Here is a 16,815-nt window from a genome sequence, read left to right as displayed (position 1 = left end):
GGGGACCGTTGTTGTATCGTCGGTTCGTTGGGCCCATCGCCGTCTTTTCGCGCTTCCGCGGCGCGCGTTCTCGTGGCCGTCGCCGCTCTTTTCGGCGCTCCCGCGGCCATGGCGCAGACGGCGCAGACGGCCGACTCGGTGGAGGCTCCGGTCTCGCCGGCGGCTGCACCGGCGGCCACGGGTCCCGCGGCGGCGAAGCCGGCTTCGGACGAACCGACCGTTCGGCGTCAGTCGTTGCCGCCGGGCGTCCAGCAAGGCGCCGTGGTGGGCGGAGCCACCGAGGCGTGGCAGCCCACGTTCCGCTACGAGACGGGCCTCGCGGATTTCGTCGTGACGGGCCTGGCCGTAGGCGTGGCCGTGGGCGCCGCCGTGGTTCCGCCGAGGGCCGGCGAGCTCCGCCACGGTCTGTGGTTCGACGACGACGTCCGCGGCGCGTTGCGCCTCAAGTCTGTCGACCAGCGCTACCGAATCCGCGACGCGAGCGACGTCGGCGTGTCGCTCCTCACGACCTGGCCGATCCTCGTCGACTCGCTCATCAGCGCCTGGTGGTACCGCGGCAACTCGGAGGTCGCCAAGCAGATCGCCATCGTCGACGCGGAGGTGCTTGCGGTGGTGGCTGCCGCGCAAGGCATGACGACGACGCTCGTCGGTAGGCAGAGGCCTTTTGGCAACGACTGCGGTGGCAGCATTCCCGAGAGCGGCGTCGATTGCGACAAGCAGGTTCGCTTTCGCAGCTTCTTCAGCGGTCACTCGGCCCAATCGTTCGCGTCGGCGGCGGTGCTCTGCGTCAACCACATGAAGATGGGCCTCTTGGGCGACGGCCGCGACGCCGCCACCTGCGTCATCGCCTTGGGCGTGGCGGCCACGACGGGCACCTTTCGCATCGTCGGCGACATGCACTATGCAACCGATGTCCTGACGGGCGCGCTCGTGGGCAGCGCACTCGGGGTGACGATTCCGCTACTCCACGGGACGGATACGACGAAGGGGGCGCGCGAGCGCGAGGGGCTCCGCGTGCGCCTTGTCCCCATGGGCATGGGCCTCTCGTTGGGAGGCTCGTTTTGACGCGCCGCCTTGGCTTTGGTCTTGGTCTTGCGGCCCTGTCGTTCGCTTGGTCGCCGGCGGCTCTCGGCGACGAAGCGCCAGCCAACGTACCGGTCAACGCCCCCGTCGACGCGCCGGCCGACGCTCGCGCCGAGACCGCTCCCGTCGCGGAGCCGGCGCCCGTGGCGTCGACCTCGCCGCCCGTCGGGCCGCCCGCCGCCCCGGCCCCGGCCGACGCGACCGACGCGAAGTCGAGCGACGCGCTCGTGGATCCGACCATGCGGCGCTCCTGGTGGGAAGGGAAGGACCGCCTCTTCTTCGCGACGACCGTCGACGGTGGGTACCTCTACGTCAGGCCGCGCGCGTCCTTTGGCTACGGCTTGCCGTTTACGCGGTGGTTTGGCGTGGACGTAAACCCCGTGGCGACGGGCGCCGGCCTCGCGGCCTACGGCGGCTTGCGCCTGTCTTTGCCGCACTTCGATGTGCGCGTGGGCTCGCGCTACTTCTCGGCGTTCCAGCACTCCTACTTGCCCGTCAAAGACAACTACGGTCGCCTTGATCTCGAAAACGCCGCGCTCGATCGGGCGCGGATCGTGACTCACGAGGTCGAGCTCGACGGGACCGTGCCTGTCGGGCCCGGTGAAGTCCTCGCGCTCGCCAGCGGCTCGTACGTCGCCAACGTGCCGAACGGCGCCTACGTCTTCGAGGAGACGCTGAAGGTGGTGGTGAACCCGCCGCTCGTCTGGCGCCTGCGCGGCGGTTATCTCTTGCGGCTTGGTGCCTACAACCAGCACTCCGTTGGCTTTGTGGCCGATGTCCTCAACGTTCCCCGGCGCGAGTCCGACACCACCGTGCGCGCTGGGCCCGTCTTTCGCGTGGTGCTGTCGCGTCACTTCGAGGTGCGCGGCAGCTTCGTCTTGACCGTGTGGAGTCCCGATCGGCTCGGTCTCTCCGGCGGCGACTTCACCGAGCTCGGCGTTCGCTACCGCTGGGCCACCGAGTAAACGAAGGCCGCGCGCGTCACGGTCGATTGGGCAACGCTGTAGGACGCGGCCGTTGCACTTTGGGGCGCGCCGGTGCTGTGCCACGGACCTCGCCGGGCGCGTTCGGCGCGGGCGACGACGTGACCGGCGGAACGCTGGGCGCAACGACGGGCGGAATCGCCACCGCCGACGTGGGCGCCGTCGCGGGTGGTGTTGGGAACGTCGCCGTCGGAGGCGCAGTCGGCGGCGGCGGCGCCGTTGGCTTGGTCGAGGCGGGCGCGTCGTCGCTTGTGGCCGGCGGCACGACCTCGCGCGATGGCCGAAGGGCAAAGAAGAGCGCGAGGAGCACCACGAGCGCGCCGGCGCCGACCACCGCGAGCACGCGCGGCGGAAGCCGTCGCAACGACTGCACCAGGGCCTCCGCCCGCGAACCTTTGTCGCCCGGCTTGGGCGTTCGCCTCGGTGCTTTGGCACGAGACGCACGAGCCGCGGGCCCACGCGAGGCGCCGCCGTGCGCCGGAGGCCGCGGCCGATCGACCCGCGACGTCGGGGGCGTGGACGGCATGGTCGGCAAGGCAGCCGGTTTGCCGCGCGACGCGATGGATTCCAGAAGAGGCGCTTCCTCCGGGCCGACGAAGGCGCGGAGCGCCAACGCGAACTCCTGGATGCTCGGGAGCCGCTCGGTCAGGTCCTTGGCGAAACAGCGCGCGAAGAGCGCGTCGAGCTCCTCGGGCAGTCCCGGGTTGCGCGTGCGGATGGGCACGTAGGCCTCCGTCGTCACGGCCAAGAACACCGTCGCGGGCGTAGCGCCGTCGAAGGGCAGCGCTGCCGTGAGAAGCTCGTAGAGCACGACGCCGAGAGACCAAACGTCGGTTCGCGCGTCGACCTTCTTCGTGCTTCGAATCTGCTCCGGCGACATGTACGCCGGCGAGCCCATGATCATGTTCGTCTGCGAGATGTCCGAGCCGACGGCGATGCGCCGTTCGTCGGTGATCTTCGAAAGGCCGAAGTCGACGACCTTGGCGAAGCGTGAGCCATCGGCCGCCGTGGCGAGGAAGATGTTGCCGGGTTTCAGATCGCGGTGGACTACGCCGAGCGCGTGGGCCTCGGCGAGCGCGTCGCACGCCTCGAGCACGTGATGAACGGCTTCGCGCAGCGGGAGCGGTCCGCGCTGCTGGAGAACGGCCTCGAGATCTTGTCCCGTGAGCAGCTCCATGACGATGTACGGCGCCCGGTTCTTCGGCGTCGCCACGTCGAAGACGCGTGTCGCGTGTCGGCTCGAGAGCTCGGAGGTGACGAGCGCCTCGCGGGCGAAGCGATCGTGGACCGCCTCGGCGCCCGTGGACCGCAAGAACTTGATGGCGACGGGGCGCTTGAGGAGGAGGTGTTCGCCCGCGAAGACCTCTCCCATCGTGCCGCGGCCCAAGACGCCGGTGAGCTGATAGCGGCCGTCGAGGATCTCGCCAACCTGGGGCACTTCGCCCCGCCCGCGAACACGCAGGGGCGACGCTTGCACCGGCGCCTTCGACGGGGACGCGCCAGCGACAGATGGCGCGAGAGGAGCCGCAAGGGCCGGCGCGACCACGGGCTCGAGCGTCGCCGCTTCGTCGTCGGCATCCGGCGCGTCGGGCTTTCCTTCCCCGGGGAGCCTAATCTCTGTGACGAGATCCGCGGCTTCGTCGAACTTTGCCGGCGTCGCGATCGTCGTGAGGCTTTCGGCCACGAGGCCAAGGGCGCTTCGGAGATCGGTCATCGTCGCAAAGCGCCGCGCCGCATCCTCGCTCCGCGCCCGCGTGATCACCGACTCCCACTCGTCGGGAAGGCCTGGCGCAAGCTCCGAGAGGCGCGGGGCCGTCGCCGCGCGTTCGTCGGGATGGTGACCCGCGACGACCTCGTAGGCCAACGTGCCCCACGCGTGCTGATCGCTCGCAGCCGTCGCGAGGCCGAGCCGCTGCTCGGGCGCCATGTACCGCGGCGTCCCCGCGAGCGCCATCGCGGCGTGTGCGCCATCGTTTGAGAGCTTGCCTTCGGCGAGACCAAAGTCCATGAAGCGAGCCTTGCCGTCGCGATCCACGACGACATGGTCGGGGGTCAGGTCGCGATGAACGAGGCCCCCTTGGTGCATGACCTCGAGCGCGCCGGCGAGGTCTTGGAGCCATTCGAGCTTGGTCGACGTCGGGATCGCATCGCTGGCGACGCGCTCTCGCATCGTCGGCCCCGTCACCAGCTCCAGGGCGACGAACACGGTCCCATCGGCCTCGCCGACTTCGTAGATCGTCGGCAGGCTCGCGTGGTGCACCGCGGCGCAGGCCCGTGCGCCGCGGAGGCGCTCCGCCGGGGAGGCGCCGTCGTCAGGGCGCTGGAGCTTGAGCGCGATGGGGCGGCCCGTGTCCGAGTCGATCGCGCGAAAGAGGTCGCCGGCGCTCGTCTGCCGGAGCGGCGCCTCGATGCGATAGCGCGCGACGGGCGAACGCATCGGCGGAGGTTAGCCGAAAGGAGGCGTCGCCAGCCAGACAGCTACGGCGCCCGCCCCGCAGCCTAGGGCTCCGCGCTACGGCTCCACGAGCTTTGGCGAGTCGCGGACAACCTTCGCGACAATTTCTTGACCGAAGAACTCGAGGACTTTTTGGACTTTGACCTTCTCGTCGTTGCAGCTCCGCGCGAGGCCTTGCTGCGTGGAAACCTGAAGCTCCATCAGCTTCTTGATCTCCAAGATCTCCGCTTGCAGCTTCTCGATGCGCTTTTGCGCGTCGCCCAGCACGCTCTGCGTGTGCCGCGCGCCGTGCTGGATGTAAGCCTCGAGCGCCTGAATCTGCTCCACCGCGCCCTCGACGATGTCCTCGATGGGGATCTGAAAGGCCTTGAGCGAAGCCTCCACGATTTGTCGCTTCACGTCTTGCGGCGTCTCCGCCGGCAGGCTGTCGACGAGCGCCTGGGCCTTCTTCACGCGCTCCTGCTCCTCCGGGGAGATCTTCGCGGCCTGGTAGACCTTCTCGAGGATCGCGGCGTCGAGGTGCCGGCCCGCGGTCACCATCGGCACCTCGCCGTCGAGGCGGAGCGACTTGGGCGCGTCGGGCGCGGGCGGCTGGGCGGCCGGCTTCGCCGCGTATTCCTCGATGAGTTCTGCGGGACTCGCCTCTTCGTCGTCTTCGCGGACGACGAACCAACCCAGCACCGACTCGCCCAAACTCTTCTTCGCCACGAGAAGCCTCCCGCTGCGACGCGAATCCAAACGTGATGAATCGCGCGCGCGAAGGCGATGGTACCATCGGTCGGTCACCTTTCGCGCCCCCGGCGAAACCGAGCCCGACTGTGAAGAAGAAGAAGAGCGCGGACGATCCGCCTTACGCCAAGTACGCCTTCCTGAATCCTTACAACCTCTCGCTCTTGGCGGGCGCATCGGTGGCGTCTGCGGCGACGGGGCACTGGTGGATCGGCGTCGGCGCGCTCGTCGCCGAGACGGTGTGGATGCTCTTCGCGCCCGACTCGGCGGCGCTGCAGAACGTGTGGTTCGACAAGGTCCACGAACAAGAACGCCTCGCCGGCATCACGAGGGTGCGCGACGACAAGTACCGTTCGCTCCCCGACGCCGATCAGGCGCGCGCGCAAGTCTTCTTCGACGCCGTCGCTCGCATTCGCAAGCTCGCCCTCGAGAACCCGTCGATGACGGCCGAGCTGGTGCGCGCCGAGCTCGTCAAGCTCGATGGCCTCTACGACGACTTCCTCGATCTCGCCATCATGGCCAGCAAGGGCGAGGCGCACCTCCGCATGGTGAACTTCGAGCACCTGAACGCGCTCTGGCGGCGCTATCAGGACCAAGCGAAGGCGTTCCCCGAGCGAGACCAGCGGCGCGAGGTTGCGGAGAAGAACCTCGAGGTCTTGGGCGAGCGTCGTCGTCGCTTCGACGACCTCGCGCAGACCATCGCCGGCGCGCGCGGCCAGATGGACCTCCTCGACAACACGGTGCGCTTGCTCGGCGACGAGATCGTCGCCATGACAGCGCCGGGGGAGCTGTCGTCGCGTGTCGATGAGCTTCGCCTGGGCGTCGCGACGATTCGCGAGACGACGCAAGACATGGACGCTGTCTACGCCGAGCTTGAGGACGCCGCGGAGGAGCCCGCGCGCCGCGCGTCGCGCTAGGCACCCTAGGCAAGAGCGCATCGGCGAGCCTCTGTGTCCCTCCTCTTAAGAGGAGGCCGTGTGGCGTCGATCGCTTCGGCGTGGAAACGTGCGTGCCAATCCGATTGTGCCGATTGGAGCTTGCGCCGCCTTGGGCCGGCCCCAGCTTCTTCTCCGTTCGGAAGGGCCTGGCGTCGCCAGCGCCTTGTCGTCACAAAAGAGCGTGTTTCGGCCCGCGTCCGATATCCTCCCCGCCAGCGCGAGGAGGCCGCGAGGCTCGTCACGCGAAGGAGAGGGAACCGTGGCTCGTTTCAGGCTCACCACGCAGGCGAAGGTTTTCATTGCGGTCGTCGTCGCAGCCACGGGGGGCTTCGTCGTTTACAAGAACCCGCAGTGGCTCGGCCAAGTCGCGCCGCCGGCCGCGTCGGGGCTCGTGCCATCTTCGAACGTACCGCCCCAAGCGCAGTTGCCGGGGGAGGGGAGCGGCAGCTTCCCGACCGTCGGCGATGCGCCGGCCGGTTGTGCGAACCTGCCCGAGGTCCGCTTCTACCACTGGGCGTGGAACGCGCAGATGGGCCTCATGTACGCGACCGGCGGCAAGCAAGCCGTCGCCGGCAGCCTCATGTGTGAGCGAGGCGTGAACCTCAAGCTCATCCGCGAGGACAACACCGACAACATGCAGAACCTCTTGGCGACGTTCGCCGAAGGGCTCAAGAAGGGCGAAGCCAACCCCGCCGGCGGCGCTCACTTCGTGGCCATCATGGGCGACGGCTCGGCGACGTTCTTGAAGGCGCTAAACGATCGCTTGGAGAAGATCAGCCCCGACTCCATCGCGCAGGTCGTCGGCTCGGCCGGCTACAGCCGCGGCGAAGACAAGTTCATGGGGCCCCCGGCGTGGAAGCAAAACCCGCAGGCGGCGCGCGGCGGGCTCGTGGCTGGCTACCTCCGCGACGGCGACTGGAACATCGCCCTCAAGTGGCTCGGCGACAACAAGATCCCCAACAACCCCAGCGAGACGACCTACGATCCTGACGCGCTCAACTGGGTCAACGCGTCGGACTACATCGACGCGGGGCAGAAATACGTAAGCGGCTTCTGCGTCGACTTGAAGAACATCAAGACCGGCCAGAAGGAGAAGAAGTGCGTCAACGGCGTCGTCACGTGGACGCCCGGTGACGTCACCGTGGCGGAGCAGAAGGGCGGCCTCGTCTCCATCGTCTCCACGAAGGAGTACCGCTCGCAGATGCCCAACGTCATCATCGGCAACAAGAAGTGGATGACGAAGAACGCGAAGACCGTCAGCAGCATGCTTGGCGCGATCTTCGACGCCGGCGACAAGCTCAAGCAATCCGACGAAGCCCTCCGCAAGGCGGCGGCCATCAGCGCTCACGTCTACAAGGAGAAGGACGCGGCCTACTGGCACAAGTACTTCAAGGTCGTCGAGCAGAAGGACAAGCAGGGGCTCGTCGTGGAGCTCGGCGGTTCGTCGGTCAACAACCTCGCTGACAACCTCCAGCTCTTCGGCATGGCGCCCGGTTCGGTGAACGCCTTCGCCGCGACGTACACGGTCTTCGGCAACATCGTCAAATCGCAATACCCCGATCTCGTGCCCTCGATTTACCCGGCCGAGAAGGTCACCGACACCGCGTACATCAAGGCCCTCGCCGACGCGGCCGCGCCCGCGACGCCGGCCGACAACCCGAGCTTCACGGCGACGCAGAAGATCACCTCGGTGGTGAGTCGCAAGGCTTGGGACATTCAGTTCGCCACCGGCAGCGCCGAGTTCACGGGGCAGACGCAGGAGACCTTGAAGACGCTGCTCGGCGATCTCGTGGTCGCCAGCGGAACGCTCGTCGAGATCCACGGCCACACCGACGATCAGGGCTCGCCCGACGGCAACATGAAGCTCTCCGAGCAGCGCGCATTCGCCGTCAAGACGTGGCTCGAGAAGCAGAGCGCGACGAACTTCCCCGAAGGTCGTGTGAAGGTCTTCGCGAAGGGGCAGACCGAGCCGGTGGCGCCCAACACCACCAACGAAGGTCGCGCCAAGAACCGCCGCGTCGTCATCGTGCTCGGCACCGGCGCCTAGACGCGCGGCAGAGAGCGCGTGTAGCGAGCGACACCATGTGGAGCGGCTTCCTTCCCAACCGAGTGCTGCGCGCCTCCACCACGGGGCTCATCGTCGCCGTTTGGATCGTCGTCGCGCTGGCCCTCTGGCTCGCGAGTCCTTGGCAGAGTCTCCCCAAGCCCTTTGAGGTCTGGCACGCGCTCGGCGCGCTGTGGTGGCAGCGCGGCATGGGGCCCGAGCTCTTCGTCACGCTCCGGCTCATCCTGCACGCGACGCTCATCACGACCGTGGTGTCGCTCTTGCTCGCCTACGCGAGCGTGGTGCCGGTCATTCGTCCCGTCGTGGCGGGCGTCGCGAAGCTTCGGTTTTTGGGCCTTACGGGCCTCGTCTTCCCGTTCACGCTGATGACCGGCGGCGGCTACGGACTCAAGGTGGCGCTCTTGGTCTTTGGCATGAGCACGTTCTTCGTGACGGCGATGGAGCGCATCGTCGCGGACATCCCGCGCGCGCGCTTCGAGCACATGAAGGTGCTCGGCGCCGGTGAGCTGCGCACCGTCTGGGAGGTCGTTGTTCGCGGGACGCTCGAGCAAGCGCTCGACGTCACGAGGCAGAACGTCGCCATGGGCTGGTCGATGATCACGATGGTCGAAGGGATCAGTCGCGCCGAAGGCGGCCTCGGCGCCATGCTCCTGAACGAGAACAAGCACTTCTTGTTGCCCGAGGTCTACGCGATCTTGCTCGTCATCCTCGTGGTGGGCCTCGCCATCGATTTCGCGATGGGACTCTTGGAGCGTGTCGTCTGCCCCTGGGCTTCGCTCGGAAAGGTCGCGCGGTGAGCGAGACCAACGAGACCAAGAAGGCCGAGGAGATCAAGGAGATCAAAGAGGGCGACGTCCTTCTGTCGGTCAAGGACGTCTCGCTCACGCTGGGCGACAAGCTCGTCTTGCGCGACCTGTCGCTGGAGATGCTCGACCGGAAGCGCGACGGCGCCGTCACGGGGCAAGTGGTGGCGCTGTTGGGACCGTCGGGCATCGGCAAGACGCGCCTCTTGCGGCTTATCGCCGGCCTCGATCAACCCGACAAGGGCGTGATCGCGGGGCATGGCGGTGGGCCGCTCGATGTCTCGCGCGTCGGTTACGTCTTTCAGGACTATCCGCTCCTCGAGCATCGCAGCGTCGAGTCGAATCTCCTCCTCGCCGGCAAGCTCGCGGGCATGACGCCCGCTGCCGCTGAGAAGCGCGTGAACGAGCTCGTCGTGCATTTTAGGTTGGAGGACCGGCGCAAGGCCTACCCGAAGGAGCTCTCCGGCGGGCAGCGGCAGCGAGCATCGATCGCCCAGCAGCTCGTGGCGCCGCGGACGTTCCTGCTCATGGACGAACCCTTCAGCGGCCTCGACCCGGCGGCCCTCGGTGACGTCAGTCGGCTCATTCAACAGACGGCGAACCTTGACGACGAGAACACCGTCGTCCTTGTCACCCACGACATTCGCGCGGCGATGATCGTGAGCGACACAATCTTCATCCTCGGACGCGACCGCAAGGACGACGCCTTCGAGCCCGGCGCGCGGGTCCAACGCACCATCGACCTGGTGGCCCTCGGGCTCGCCTACCAGCCGAACGTCGAGGATCGTCCCGAGTTCGACGCCCTCGAGCGCGAGCTCCGCGCGCACTTTCCGCATCTTTGACGTACCCTCGTCCAATGCGTGTCGGCAGCGGCGACGGCGGCGGCGCGGACGGGAACCGACCCAAGAGCGGCGACGTCATCGCTGGCAAGTACCGCATCGAGCGGCTCCTCGGCGAAGGCGGCATGGGCGTCGTTTTCGCGGCGTGGCACCTCGAGCTCGGCAAAAGCGTCGCCATCAAGTTGATGAACGAGGATGCCCTCGCGAGCACCGGCGCGCGCGCGCGCTTTCTGCGGGAGGCTCAATCGGCGGCGGCGCTCGAGAGCGAGCACGCGGTGCGCGTGCTCGACGTCGGGACCCTCGACGACGGCGCGCCGTACATCGCGATGGAGCGGCTCGTCGGCACAGACCTGGCGCAGGTGCTCCGGATCGTGGGCCCTCTCCCCGTGCCGGCGGCCGTGCGCTGCATCCTCGACGCGTGCCACGCCCTTGTGGAAGCGCACCGGCGCGGCATCGTGCATCGCGACGTCAAGCCGTCGAACCTCTTTGTCTCCCGTCGCTTCGACGGTGCCGAGCGCGTCGTGGTCCTCGACTTCGGCATCTCCAAGGCGCCGGAGGCCGCGAGCCCCTCGCTAACGGCGACGACCGATGCGCTGGGCTCTCCGCTCTACATGTCACCGGAGCAGATCAAGAGCATGAAGGGAGTCGACGCTCGCACAGACGTGTGGGCGCTCGGGGCCGTGCTCTACGAGCTTGTGACCGGTGAGCCGCCGTTCTCGGCGCCCACGTTGACGGCGCTCTCGGTAATGATCGTCAACGAAGAGCCGCGGCGCCCGCGGAGCTTGCGCGAAGACCTGCCGGAGGAGCTCGAAGCGGTGGTGCTCCGGTGTCTTCGGAAAGATCTGACGGAGCGCTACGCGAGCGTGAGCCACCTGGTACGCGATCTTCAGCCGTTCGCCGAAGACGCCCCGCTCGCGCTGCTCGGCGCGCGCGAGCATGAGGGCGGCGACGCCCCGCCGGACTCGCGGGCCGCGACCATGCCCGCCTCACCGGAAGAGAGCGGAGGCCGCGACCGCACGACGGCGCCGCGCTCCAGGCTGGCGTCCGCCGCGGGCGACCGCTCGCTGCCGCTCTTGCTGCTGGGGACGCTCGCCGTTGGCGCCGCTGCGGCCCTTGGCGTTGGCCTTCGCAACCGAACGGCGGCACCGAGCCCTGCCGCTGCTACCGCCTCGAGCCCGCCTAAGGGATGCGTGGTTTCTGGCCGGCGCTCCTATCCAAGCGGCCAACTCTTCCGCCGACCGCAGATCGCTTCCGGTCACCCGGAGGCGCTCATCACGGGCTTCGGAAGGACGGGGAGCGAGGACGCGTGGTGGTTCGCAAACCTCACCATGCCCATCGGCGATAGCGGTGCGCCAATCGCCTTCGTCTTCCCCGGCGTGGCCGAGGCGCCCAACGTGCGGCTCGTGCCCGCGGTCACTCAAGGCGACGTCGCCGTCGTCGGAGCGCGGACCTCGGCGATGCGTGGCGAGGAGTCGTCGTTCGTCTCACTCTTCTTCCGGGACCTCGAGCGACGGCCGTACGTTCCTCGGGGAGGGCGCAACAGCGCTCGCTATCGCTTGCGGGAGCACGCGGTCGCTTCGACCACCACGCAGCTGATCGTCGTCTCGGCGGGGACCGTCTTGGGCGAGAAGGACGCTCCGCTCCGCGATGAGGTGCGCCTCGCATCGCTCTACGGCAAGAACGCCGAGGTTGCTCTCTTTGCCAGTGACGCAGATTCGCCTGCCGCGCTGCCGCGCCAGGTCGCCGGTGCCTCAGGGCGCAGCCGCTCCGCCATCACGTTCGTGGCTGGGAGCAAGCTCTACGCATCGGTGGTGCCGCCGCTCGTGGCCGAGGTGGTGCCACCGCTCATCGAGCTCGCGACGGGGACCATCAGCGACTCGGCGGTGATCGCCCGAGGGGATGAGCTTTTCGTCGTGTGGAATCAGCGTGAAGGCGAGACCCGGAGCCTCCACTACCGGCGCCTTCCGCAGGGGGCCGCGGACTTCGGGCCGCGCCGCACGCTCCCGCTGGGCTCGCCGTCCTCGTTCGCCGTCGCGGCGAAGGGCGACCGTCTCCTCCTCGTGTGGACCGACGCCGAGCGGGCTACGACGCATTTCGGGTCCTCGACGGAAACGCTCGAAGATGCCGCCGGCCAGCGGAGCGAGCTTGTGGCCGATGGGCTGGTGTTAGGTGCTGCCCTCGCAGAAGGGGGCGCCTGGGTTCTTTATGGCGGCGCGACCGTCAACGCGCTCTCTCTTTCATGCGCCGGCTGGTAGAGACGCCCGCGAGACATAGGAACGACGTCGTTTTTATGTTGGCGCTTTCGCTGGAGGGCGCTACCGCTCACGGAGCATGGGAAACACGCTCCTCCGCGCGACGGCCTTTTTCGCCGCGTTGGCCTTTGGCTGTTCCGCCGACGCTCCGCCGGCGGGGCCCACTGGCGCGAGCGGGGGCGACCGCACCGTCATTGGGCGTGACGAATACACGCCGTCGTCGACGACGACGCCGGCCGCCTCATCGACGGGCCCGTCGACGGTCGTGGAGCGTGACGCGTCGGTGCCCGACGCCACGCCGAAGCCGAGCCCGACGACCGCGAAGGAGTGTTTTCAAGCGCTCGAAGGCGCCATCGTGGGGCCGAACTACGACAAGTTCGCGCCGGTCATGGGGAAGAACTGCGCGGGCACCAAGCACCAAGCCATCGCTGGTGTGGAGCGGCTCGTCTTCCTCGGCGACTCGGTGACGACGGGCACGCCGCCGACGATGCCGTGGGAGTATTACCGCGCGCGCGTGGAGGCGTCGGTGAAGGCGAAGTTCGGCTCCGCCGTGGCGGTGTCCGATTGCTCCAAGTGGGGCGCTCGCAACGACGACTTCCTAGAAGGCGGAAAGCAGATCGAGAAGTGCTTCCCGACGGGCGTTGAAGCCAAGAAGACCCTCGTGGTGATGACCATGGGCGGCAACGACATCCACGCGTGGATGAAGGACAAGCTCTCGGCCGTGGATGCCTTGAAGGCCGCCGACGACAGCGCGGCGAAGCTTCGCGACGCGGTGACCTGGCTCAAGTCGCCCACGCACTTCCCGAACGGCAGCTTCGTCGTCTTCGCCAACGTCTACGAGTACACAGACACGAGCGGCGACTTGCTCTCGTGCCCGCAGGCCGCCCTCGACGGCACGAGCGGCACGTGGACCGAAGGTACGGCCGCGGTGGTGCACCTCCAAGAGGAGTACATGCGCATCGCCGTCGACACGAAGTCGGACATCGTCTTCTTGCTCGAATCGTTCTGCGGTCACGGCTATCGCCGCAACGACGCCACGCTCCAGTGTTACCGCGGCGCCAACGCCGAGCTTTGGTTCGACCTCACGTGCATTCACCCGACGCCGAAGGGCCACGAGGTCATCGCGAAGCTGTTTTCCGACGTGATCGCGCCCTAGTTCAACCGCCGACGACGGCGTTTCGATCCGGCCGGACGAATCCTCGGCTCAGTTGCCGCAGACGAACGAGGCCGCGGTCAAAGGATCGCGGCAGGTGCGCTGCACCCGTGGATCGAGGCCGCGGAAGCAGGCGCCCTCCGCGGTGTAGGGTTCGCAGACGCCGCGCGCAGCGTCGCGTACGCAGCGCGATTTTTCCGAGCCGTCGCAGGCGCGGCAGCTCTCCGCGGCGCACGCCTCGAGCGTCTCGACCTTCGCGCCGCAGCTCGCGCTCGTGAGGTCGTTCATCATGAGCGATGCGCAAGCGCCGCGGCTGTAGCGGACGGGCTCGTCGGCGCGCGCGTGTGAGGACGCCGCCGGCGGTGGCGCCATCGCCCGGCATGAGGCACGCGACGCACGCTTCGTCGGCCGTCGCGATGGCGGGGCACGAGCCGCTCAGCAAACAGGGCACGAGCGCGTCGAGTTGCTCGCGCGAGCACGCCCGTTGGTGCGCCGTCGTTGGCGGCCGGAAGGGGGGAGGCGCTAGGAACGGCACGGGCCCGCAAGGCGGAGGCTCCGCGGACGCTGCGACCTCCGGCACGTAGCCGTAGCCATAGCCGTAGAGCGCGTCTTCGGAGAGCGTGTCGTCGTCACGGCCGCCGGCGCAGCCGACGTGCGCGGTCGTGGAAAGAGCCGTCAGCGCGATGGCCAGGAGGGGCGCGTAGGGCGCGTACGCGGGCAGGCGAAGGGCGCCCGTCCAACTTTTGCGCGGTCCACGCTCTTCCATGGCTCGTTTCGCACTACGCAACGTACGTGCCTTTTCTACCCCGGCCACCGGAGCCCCTTTTACGCGGCGCTGCCGTCGCCTTGCGGTGATCGACTGGCGAAGTTGACCATGGCGCGAACCGGCAGGGGCGAGGAAATTGGCCTCCCGCGCGGGCGTTGAGCGGGTCGGGGCGGCAGCCAGGCCGGCGAAGGGGCACGCGTGGCGGTCGGCGGGGCCGGCCATCGGTCCCCGAACACTTAGCATGCAAAGTGTTAAGGCCTCGGCCCCCGCGCCGGCGGCTCGGCGTATGTCTGTGAGATATTTACGTATGTGGACTTATGACACGGTCTTGTTTGGGCATCGGCGACCGTTTCATAGCCATTGCCGACACATGTCAGTCCTATATGGTCAATTACGCGATATCACTATGACAATAGTAGGCTAGTTCAAGCGGTGTCGGGAGCTACATCATTATTGTCTGTCGCCACATCATGCGAGTCGGCGAGATCGAATCTCTTGTCTGTCGAATGTCAGATCAATCCATACTAAAGACAATGGATGTTGAACGAACGACAGGCATCATGCGTAGTCCGACAAGCAAAAGGTGCTAACAGACAACAGATTGTATAATGTAGGCAGGTGTGTTCATTGTGCGACTTGACCGCAATGCGCATCGACTTCGCCGCAACGCGATCGCGCGTGCCCCGCGCGCCGCTCCGCGCGGGCTCACCACGACTTCGTCGGGAACCCGTACACGGCGCTGTTCACCGAGCCGAAGTAGACGACGCCGTCGAGCGATCCGATCGACGTCGCGTCGGCGGGCGCCTTTCCGATGCAGCTCCAGGTCCCCAAGTCGGTCGTCATCATGACGTCGCCCGTGTGTTTCACGGCGAGCAAGCGACCCTCGGTCACTTGAAAGAGCGCGAGCGGCTCCTTCTTCGTTTGGTAGCGACCCGGCGACTCGAAGAAGCGGAAGTCGAGGTTCTTCCGCTTCGCGCCGTCGAACGCGAAAAACTGTCCGAGATCGGCGAAGACGATGTGACCCGCGAAGGGAGCCGGCGCGAGGAACTGTCCGAACTCTTCCCAGAAGTCCCAGGCGCCGCCGTCGTGCTTGTAGATGAAGCCCGACTCGCTCATGTACGCGACGCCGCCCAGCGCCGCGCCGAAGATCCAGCCGCCGGTGATGTCGTAGTACTGGGACTCGGGCGTCGACGCGTCGAAGTCGGGGAAGAGCTGGAAGAAGGGGCCGCCGTCGACGGAGCGCCAGATGTGCCCGCCGGGCCGCCCGTTCGCCGCAGCGCCGACGGCCGCGTCGGTCGACATGATGGCGCTGCCCGTCAGGTAGATGTCGCCGGGCGCGCGCTCGATGGCGCTCGTGATGTGGAGCGTTCGCGGCGCGATGTCGATCTGCTTCCAGTCGTGGCCGCCCGTCGCGACCGCGTATTCGGGCGCTGTCGTTCCGTCGAAGGGCGTCGCCGCGATCGGCTGGGCGGCGGTCGTGTAGAGGCTGTCGCCGATGGGGGTGAAGCGCTCGATGGCGTGCGTCGCAAAGGCCGGCGTCGTCTTCGCCGCGCCCGTGCCGCTCTCGAAGTAGCCGACGGGCCGGTCTTGCCACACCTTCGTCTTCGGCTCGAAGGTCGTGATGTGAATCGGGCCCGTGTTCGCCTCGAAGTCGCCGTAGCCGAAGTAGAGCAGGCCCTTCCAGCCGCGCGTGTCGCCGAGCGTCTTGCCGAGCGGCGTCGGCTGCAGGCTCGCGTGCGGGTGGGTCCCTAGGAGCGTCGCTTGCGTTCCGCAGCGAGGGTCGGCCGCGTCGCCGCCGCTGGGCGCCGGAGACGTCTCGGCCGTCGCCGCGTCGGGCGCGGGCGCCGCCGCGTCGCCATCGTTCCCGCACGCGAAGTGCAGGCATGCGGCACCACCAAGGAACAGAGCCGCGAGGACGACGCGCCGCATCGGGAGAGGGTAGCGCACGGAAGCGGCCTACCGAGTCCCGTGTTGCTCGGTGGGTCGCGGTCTCGATGTCTCGTTCGGAGAGAAGGCACTCCGAAGGGGGTGCTCAGCTCTTTGCGGCTCGCGGTGGCCACAGGACTGGTCCAACGAGAATGATGAAGGCTGCTAGCAGGCCTTGAATCAGCCCATGATGGTGGGCGCGGCCACTCCCGGCTGCCGCAGCCGCACCGGCGGCCAGGGAGATCGTGACCCAAGCCGCGGCGCCCGCAGCCGACGCGACGAAGAACGACCGCTTCGGCACGTTCGCGGCGCCTGCCATGAGCGCGCCTAGACCACGGAGCGGGAGCAGCGCTGACGCCACCAGCACGTGAACCACCCGTGGCTCGCCCCATTTCACGAGCGGACTGCCGAGCGGCACCGGCTTGGGATGGACTGCGCGACGTAGGGCACGTCCTAGGGCGCGGTTCGCATAGTCCGCGGCGAGCAACGCCCCGAACGCGCACACTCCGAACCGAACAGGCGACATCCCCGATCGGCTCGCCTCAGCTCCGATAGCGAAGAGCATGGCGGTGCATGGGGCGAGCGCAAGCGGCAGAATCGCGTCCACGAACACGACTCCGATGATGACCGAGCAGACCACGAGCGGCTGCTCCGCAAGTCCCAACGCAAAGTGGTCGGCGTGGCGAAGGATGAAGACTACGGCGGCGATGGGGTTCACGGTGGGGCTCGTTGGCGTTCGCAGGACACGACCGTTCGATTCACGCTCTCGTGCGGCTCGCTTGCCACGCTTCGCAGATACTAGCCGCGCGGGATGTCATGGTCC

Annotated in this window: 13 protein-coding genes; 8 read left to right on the top strand and 5 right to left on the bottom strand. The window is 67.9% G+C overall.

Features of this window, described 5'->3' with window-relative positions:
- Positions 1 to 72: 72 nt before the first annotated feature.
- Both IPG50_12455 and IPG50_12450 read left to right on the top strand, forming a co-directional pair.
- Positions 73 to 1,065, top strand: coding sequence for a phosphatase PAP2 family protein (locus IPG50_12455; protein ID MBK6692993.1), 993 nt, complete (start codon positions 73 to 75; stop codon positions 1,063 to 1,065).
- Positions 1,062 to 2,048, top strand: a complete 987-nt coding sequence (locus IPG50_12450; protein ID MBK6692992.1) for a hypothetical protein — start codon at positions 1,062 to 1,064, stop codon at positions 2,046 to 2,048. The genes IPG50_12455 and IPG50_12450 overlap by 4 nt, the downstream gene beginning before the upstream one ends.
- 16 nt (positions 2,049 to 2,064) lie before the next feature.
- On the opposite strand, the gene IPG50_12445 is transcribed toward IPG50_12450, so the two are convergent.
- The gene (locus tag IPG50_12445; GenBank protein ID MBK6692991.1) at positions 2,065 to 4,503 is read right to left on the bottom strand and encodes a protein kinase; all 2,439 of its coding nucleotides are present in this window, start codon (positions 4,501 to 4,503) and stop codon (positions 2,065 to 2,067) included.
- Positions 4,504 to 4,578: 75 nt separating this feature from the next.
- Complete coding sequence (locus IPG50_12440) at positions 4,579 to 5,229, bottom strand: hypothetical protein (protein MBK6692990.1); 651 nt, start codon at positions 5,227 to 5,229, stop codon at positions 4,579 to 4,581.
- A gap of 110 nt (positions 5,230 to 5,339) precedes the next feature.
- Here IPG50_12440 and IPG50_12435 point away from each other — a divergent pair, with 110 nt between their 5' ends.
- The 6 genes from IPG50_12435 (at position 5,340) to IPG50_12410 (ending at position 13,303) form a co-directional block, all read left to right on the top strand.
- The gene (locus IPG50_12435; GenBank protein MBK6692989.1) at positions 5,340 to 6,167 is read left to right on the top strand and encodes a hypothetical protein; all 828 of its coding nucleotides are present in this window, start codon (positions 5,340 to 5,342) and stop codon (positions 6,165 to 6,167) included.
- 280 nt (positions 6,168 to 6,447) lie between these two features.
- A complete protein-coding gene (locus IPG50_12430; protein ID MBK6692988.1) occupies positions 6,448 to 8,235 on the top strand; it encodes an OmpA family protein in 1,788 nt (595 codons plus the stop codon).
- A gap of 35 nt (positions 8,236 to 8,270) precedes the next feature.
- Positions 8,271 to 9,050 (top strand): nitrate ABC transporter permease, encoded by a 780-nt coding sequence (locus IPG50_12425; protein MBK6692987.1) that lies wholly within the window; start codon positions 8,271 to 8,273, stop codon positions 9,048 to 9,050.
- A complete protein-coding gene (locus IPG50_12420) occupies positions 9,047 to 9,898 on the top strand; it encodes an ABC transporter ATP-binding protein (protein ID MBK6692986.1) in 852 nt (283 codons plus the stop codon). Before IPG50_12425 ends, IPG50_12420 begins: the two co-directional genes overlap by 4 nt.
- 14 nt (positions 9,899 to 9,912) lie before the next feature.
- Positions 9,913 to 12,150, top strand: a complete 2,238-nt coding sequence (locus tag IPG50_12415; GenBank protein MBK6692985.1) for a serine/threonine protein kinase — start codon at positions 9,913 to 9,915, stop codon at positions 12,148 to 12,150.
- 76 nt (positions 12,151 to 12,226) lie between these two features.
- Entirely contained in the window at positions 12,227 to 13,303 is a 1,077-nt protein-coding gene (locus IPG50_12410) for an SGNH/GDSL hydrolase family protein (GenBank protein MBK6692984.1), read from the top strand.
- A 48-nt stretch (positions 13,304 to 13,351) separates the two neighbouring features.
- On the opposite strand, the gene IPG50_12405 is transcribed toward IPG50_12410, so the two are convergent.
- The 3 genes from IPG50_12405 to IPG50_12395 form a co-directional block, all read right to left on the bottom strand.
- Positions 13,352 to 13,672: a hypothetical protein gene (locus IPG50_12405; GenBank protein ID MBK6692983.1), complete on the bottom strand. Its 321-nt coding sequence runs from the start codon at positions 13,670 to 13,672 to the stop codon at positions 13,352 to 13,354.
- A gap of 1,099 nt (positions 13,673 to 14,771) precedes the next feature.
- Entirely contained in the window at positions 14,772 to 15,995 is a 1,224-nt protein-coding gene (locus tag IPG50_12400; GenBank protein ID MBK6692982.1) for a hypothetical protein, read from the bottom strand.
- Between the two features lie 103 nt (positions 15,996 to 16,098).
- Positions 16,099 to 16,710, bottom strand: a complete 612-nt coding sequence (locus tag IPG50_12395; GenBank protein ID MBK6692981.1) for a hypothetical protein — start codon at positions 16,708 to 16,710, stop codon at positions 16,099 to 16,101.
- Positions 16,711 to 16,815 lie beyond the last annotated feature (105 nt).

This window comes from Myxococcales bacterium (assembly GCA_016703425.1).
Classification (GTDB): domain Bacteria; phylum Myxococcota_A; class Polyangia; order Polyangiales; family Polyangiaceae; genus JADJCA01.
This window is presented reverse-complemented; position numbering and strand designations above follow the sequence as displayed.

What these genes read in the sequence shown, in the direction of transcription:
- IPG50_12445 (MBK6692991.1), bottom strand. Translation starts at nt 4,503, where the DNA reads ATGCGTTCGCCCGTCGCGCGCTATCGCATCGAGGCGCCGCTCCGGCAG.
- IPG50_12425 (MBK6692987.1), top strand. Translation starts at nt 8,271, where the DNA reads ATGTGGAGCGGCTTCCTTCCCAACCGAGTGCTGCGCGCCTCCACCACG.
- IPG50_12415 (MBK6692985.1), top strand. Translation starts at nt 9,913, where the DNA reads ATGCGTGTCGGCAGCGGCGACGGCGGCGGCGCGGACGGGAACCGACCC.
- IPG50_12410 (MBK6692984.1), top strand. Translation starts at nt 12,227, where the DNA reads ATGGGAAACACGCTCCTCCGCGCGACGGCCTTTTTCGCCGCGTTGGCC.
- IPG50_12405 (MBK6692983.1), bottom strand. Translation starts at nt 13,672, where the DNA reads ATGGCGCCACCGCCGGCGGCGTCCTCACACGCGCGCGCCGACGAGCCC.
- IPG50_12400 (MBK6692982.1), bottom strand. Translation starts at nt 15,995, where the DNA reads ATGCGGCGCGTCGTCCTCGCGGCTCTGTTCCTTGGTGGTGCCGCATGC.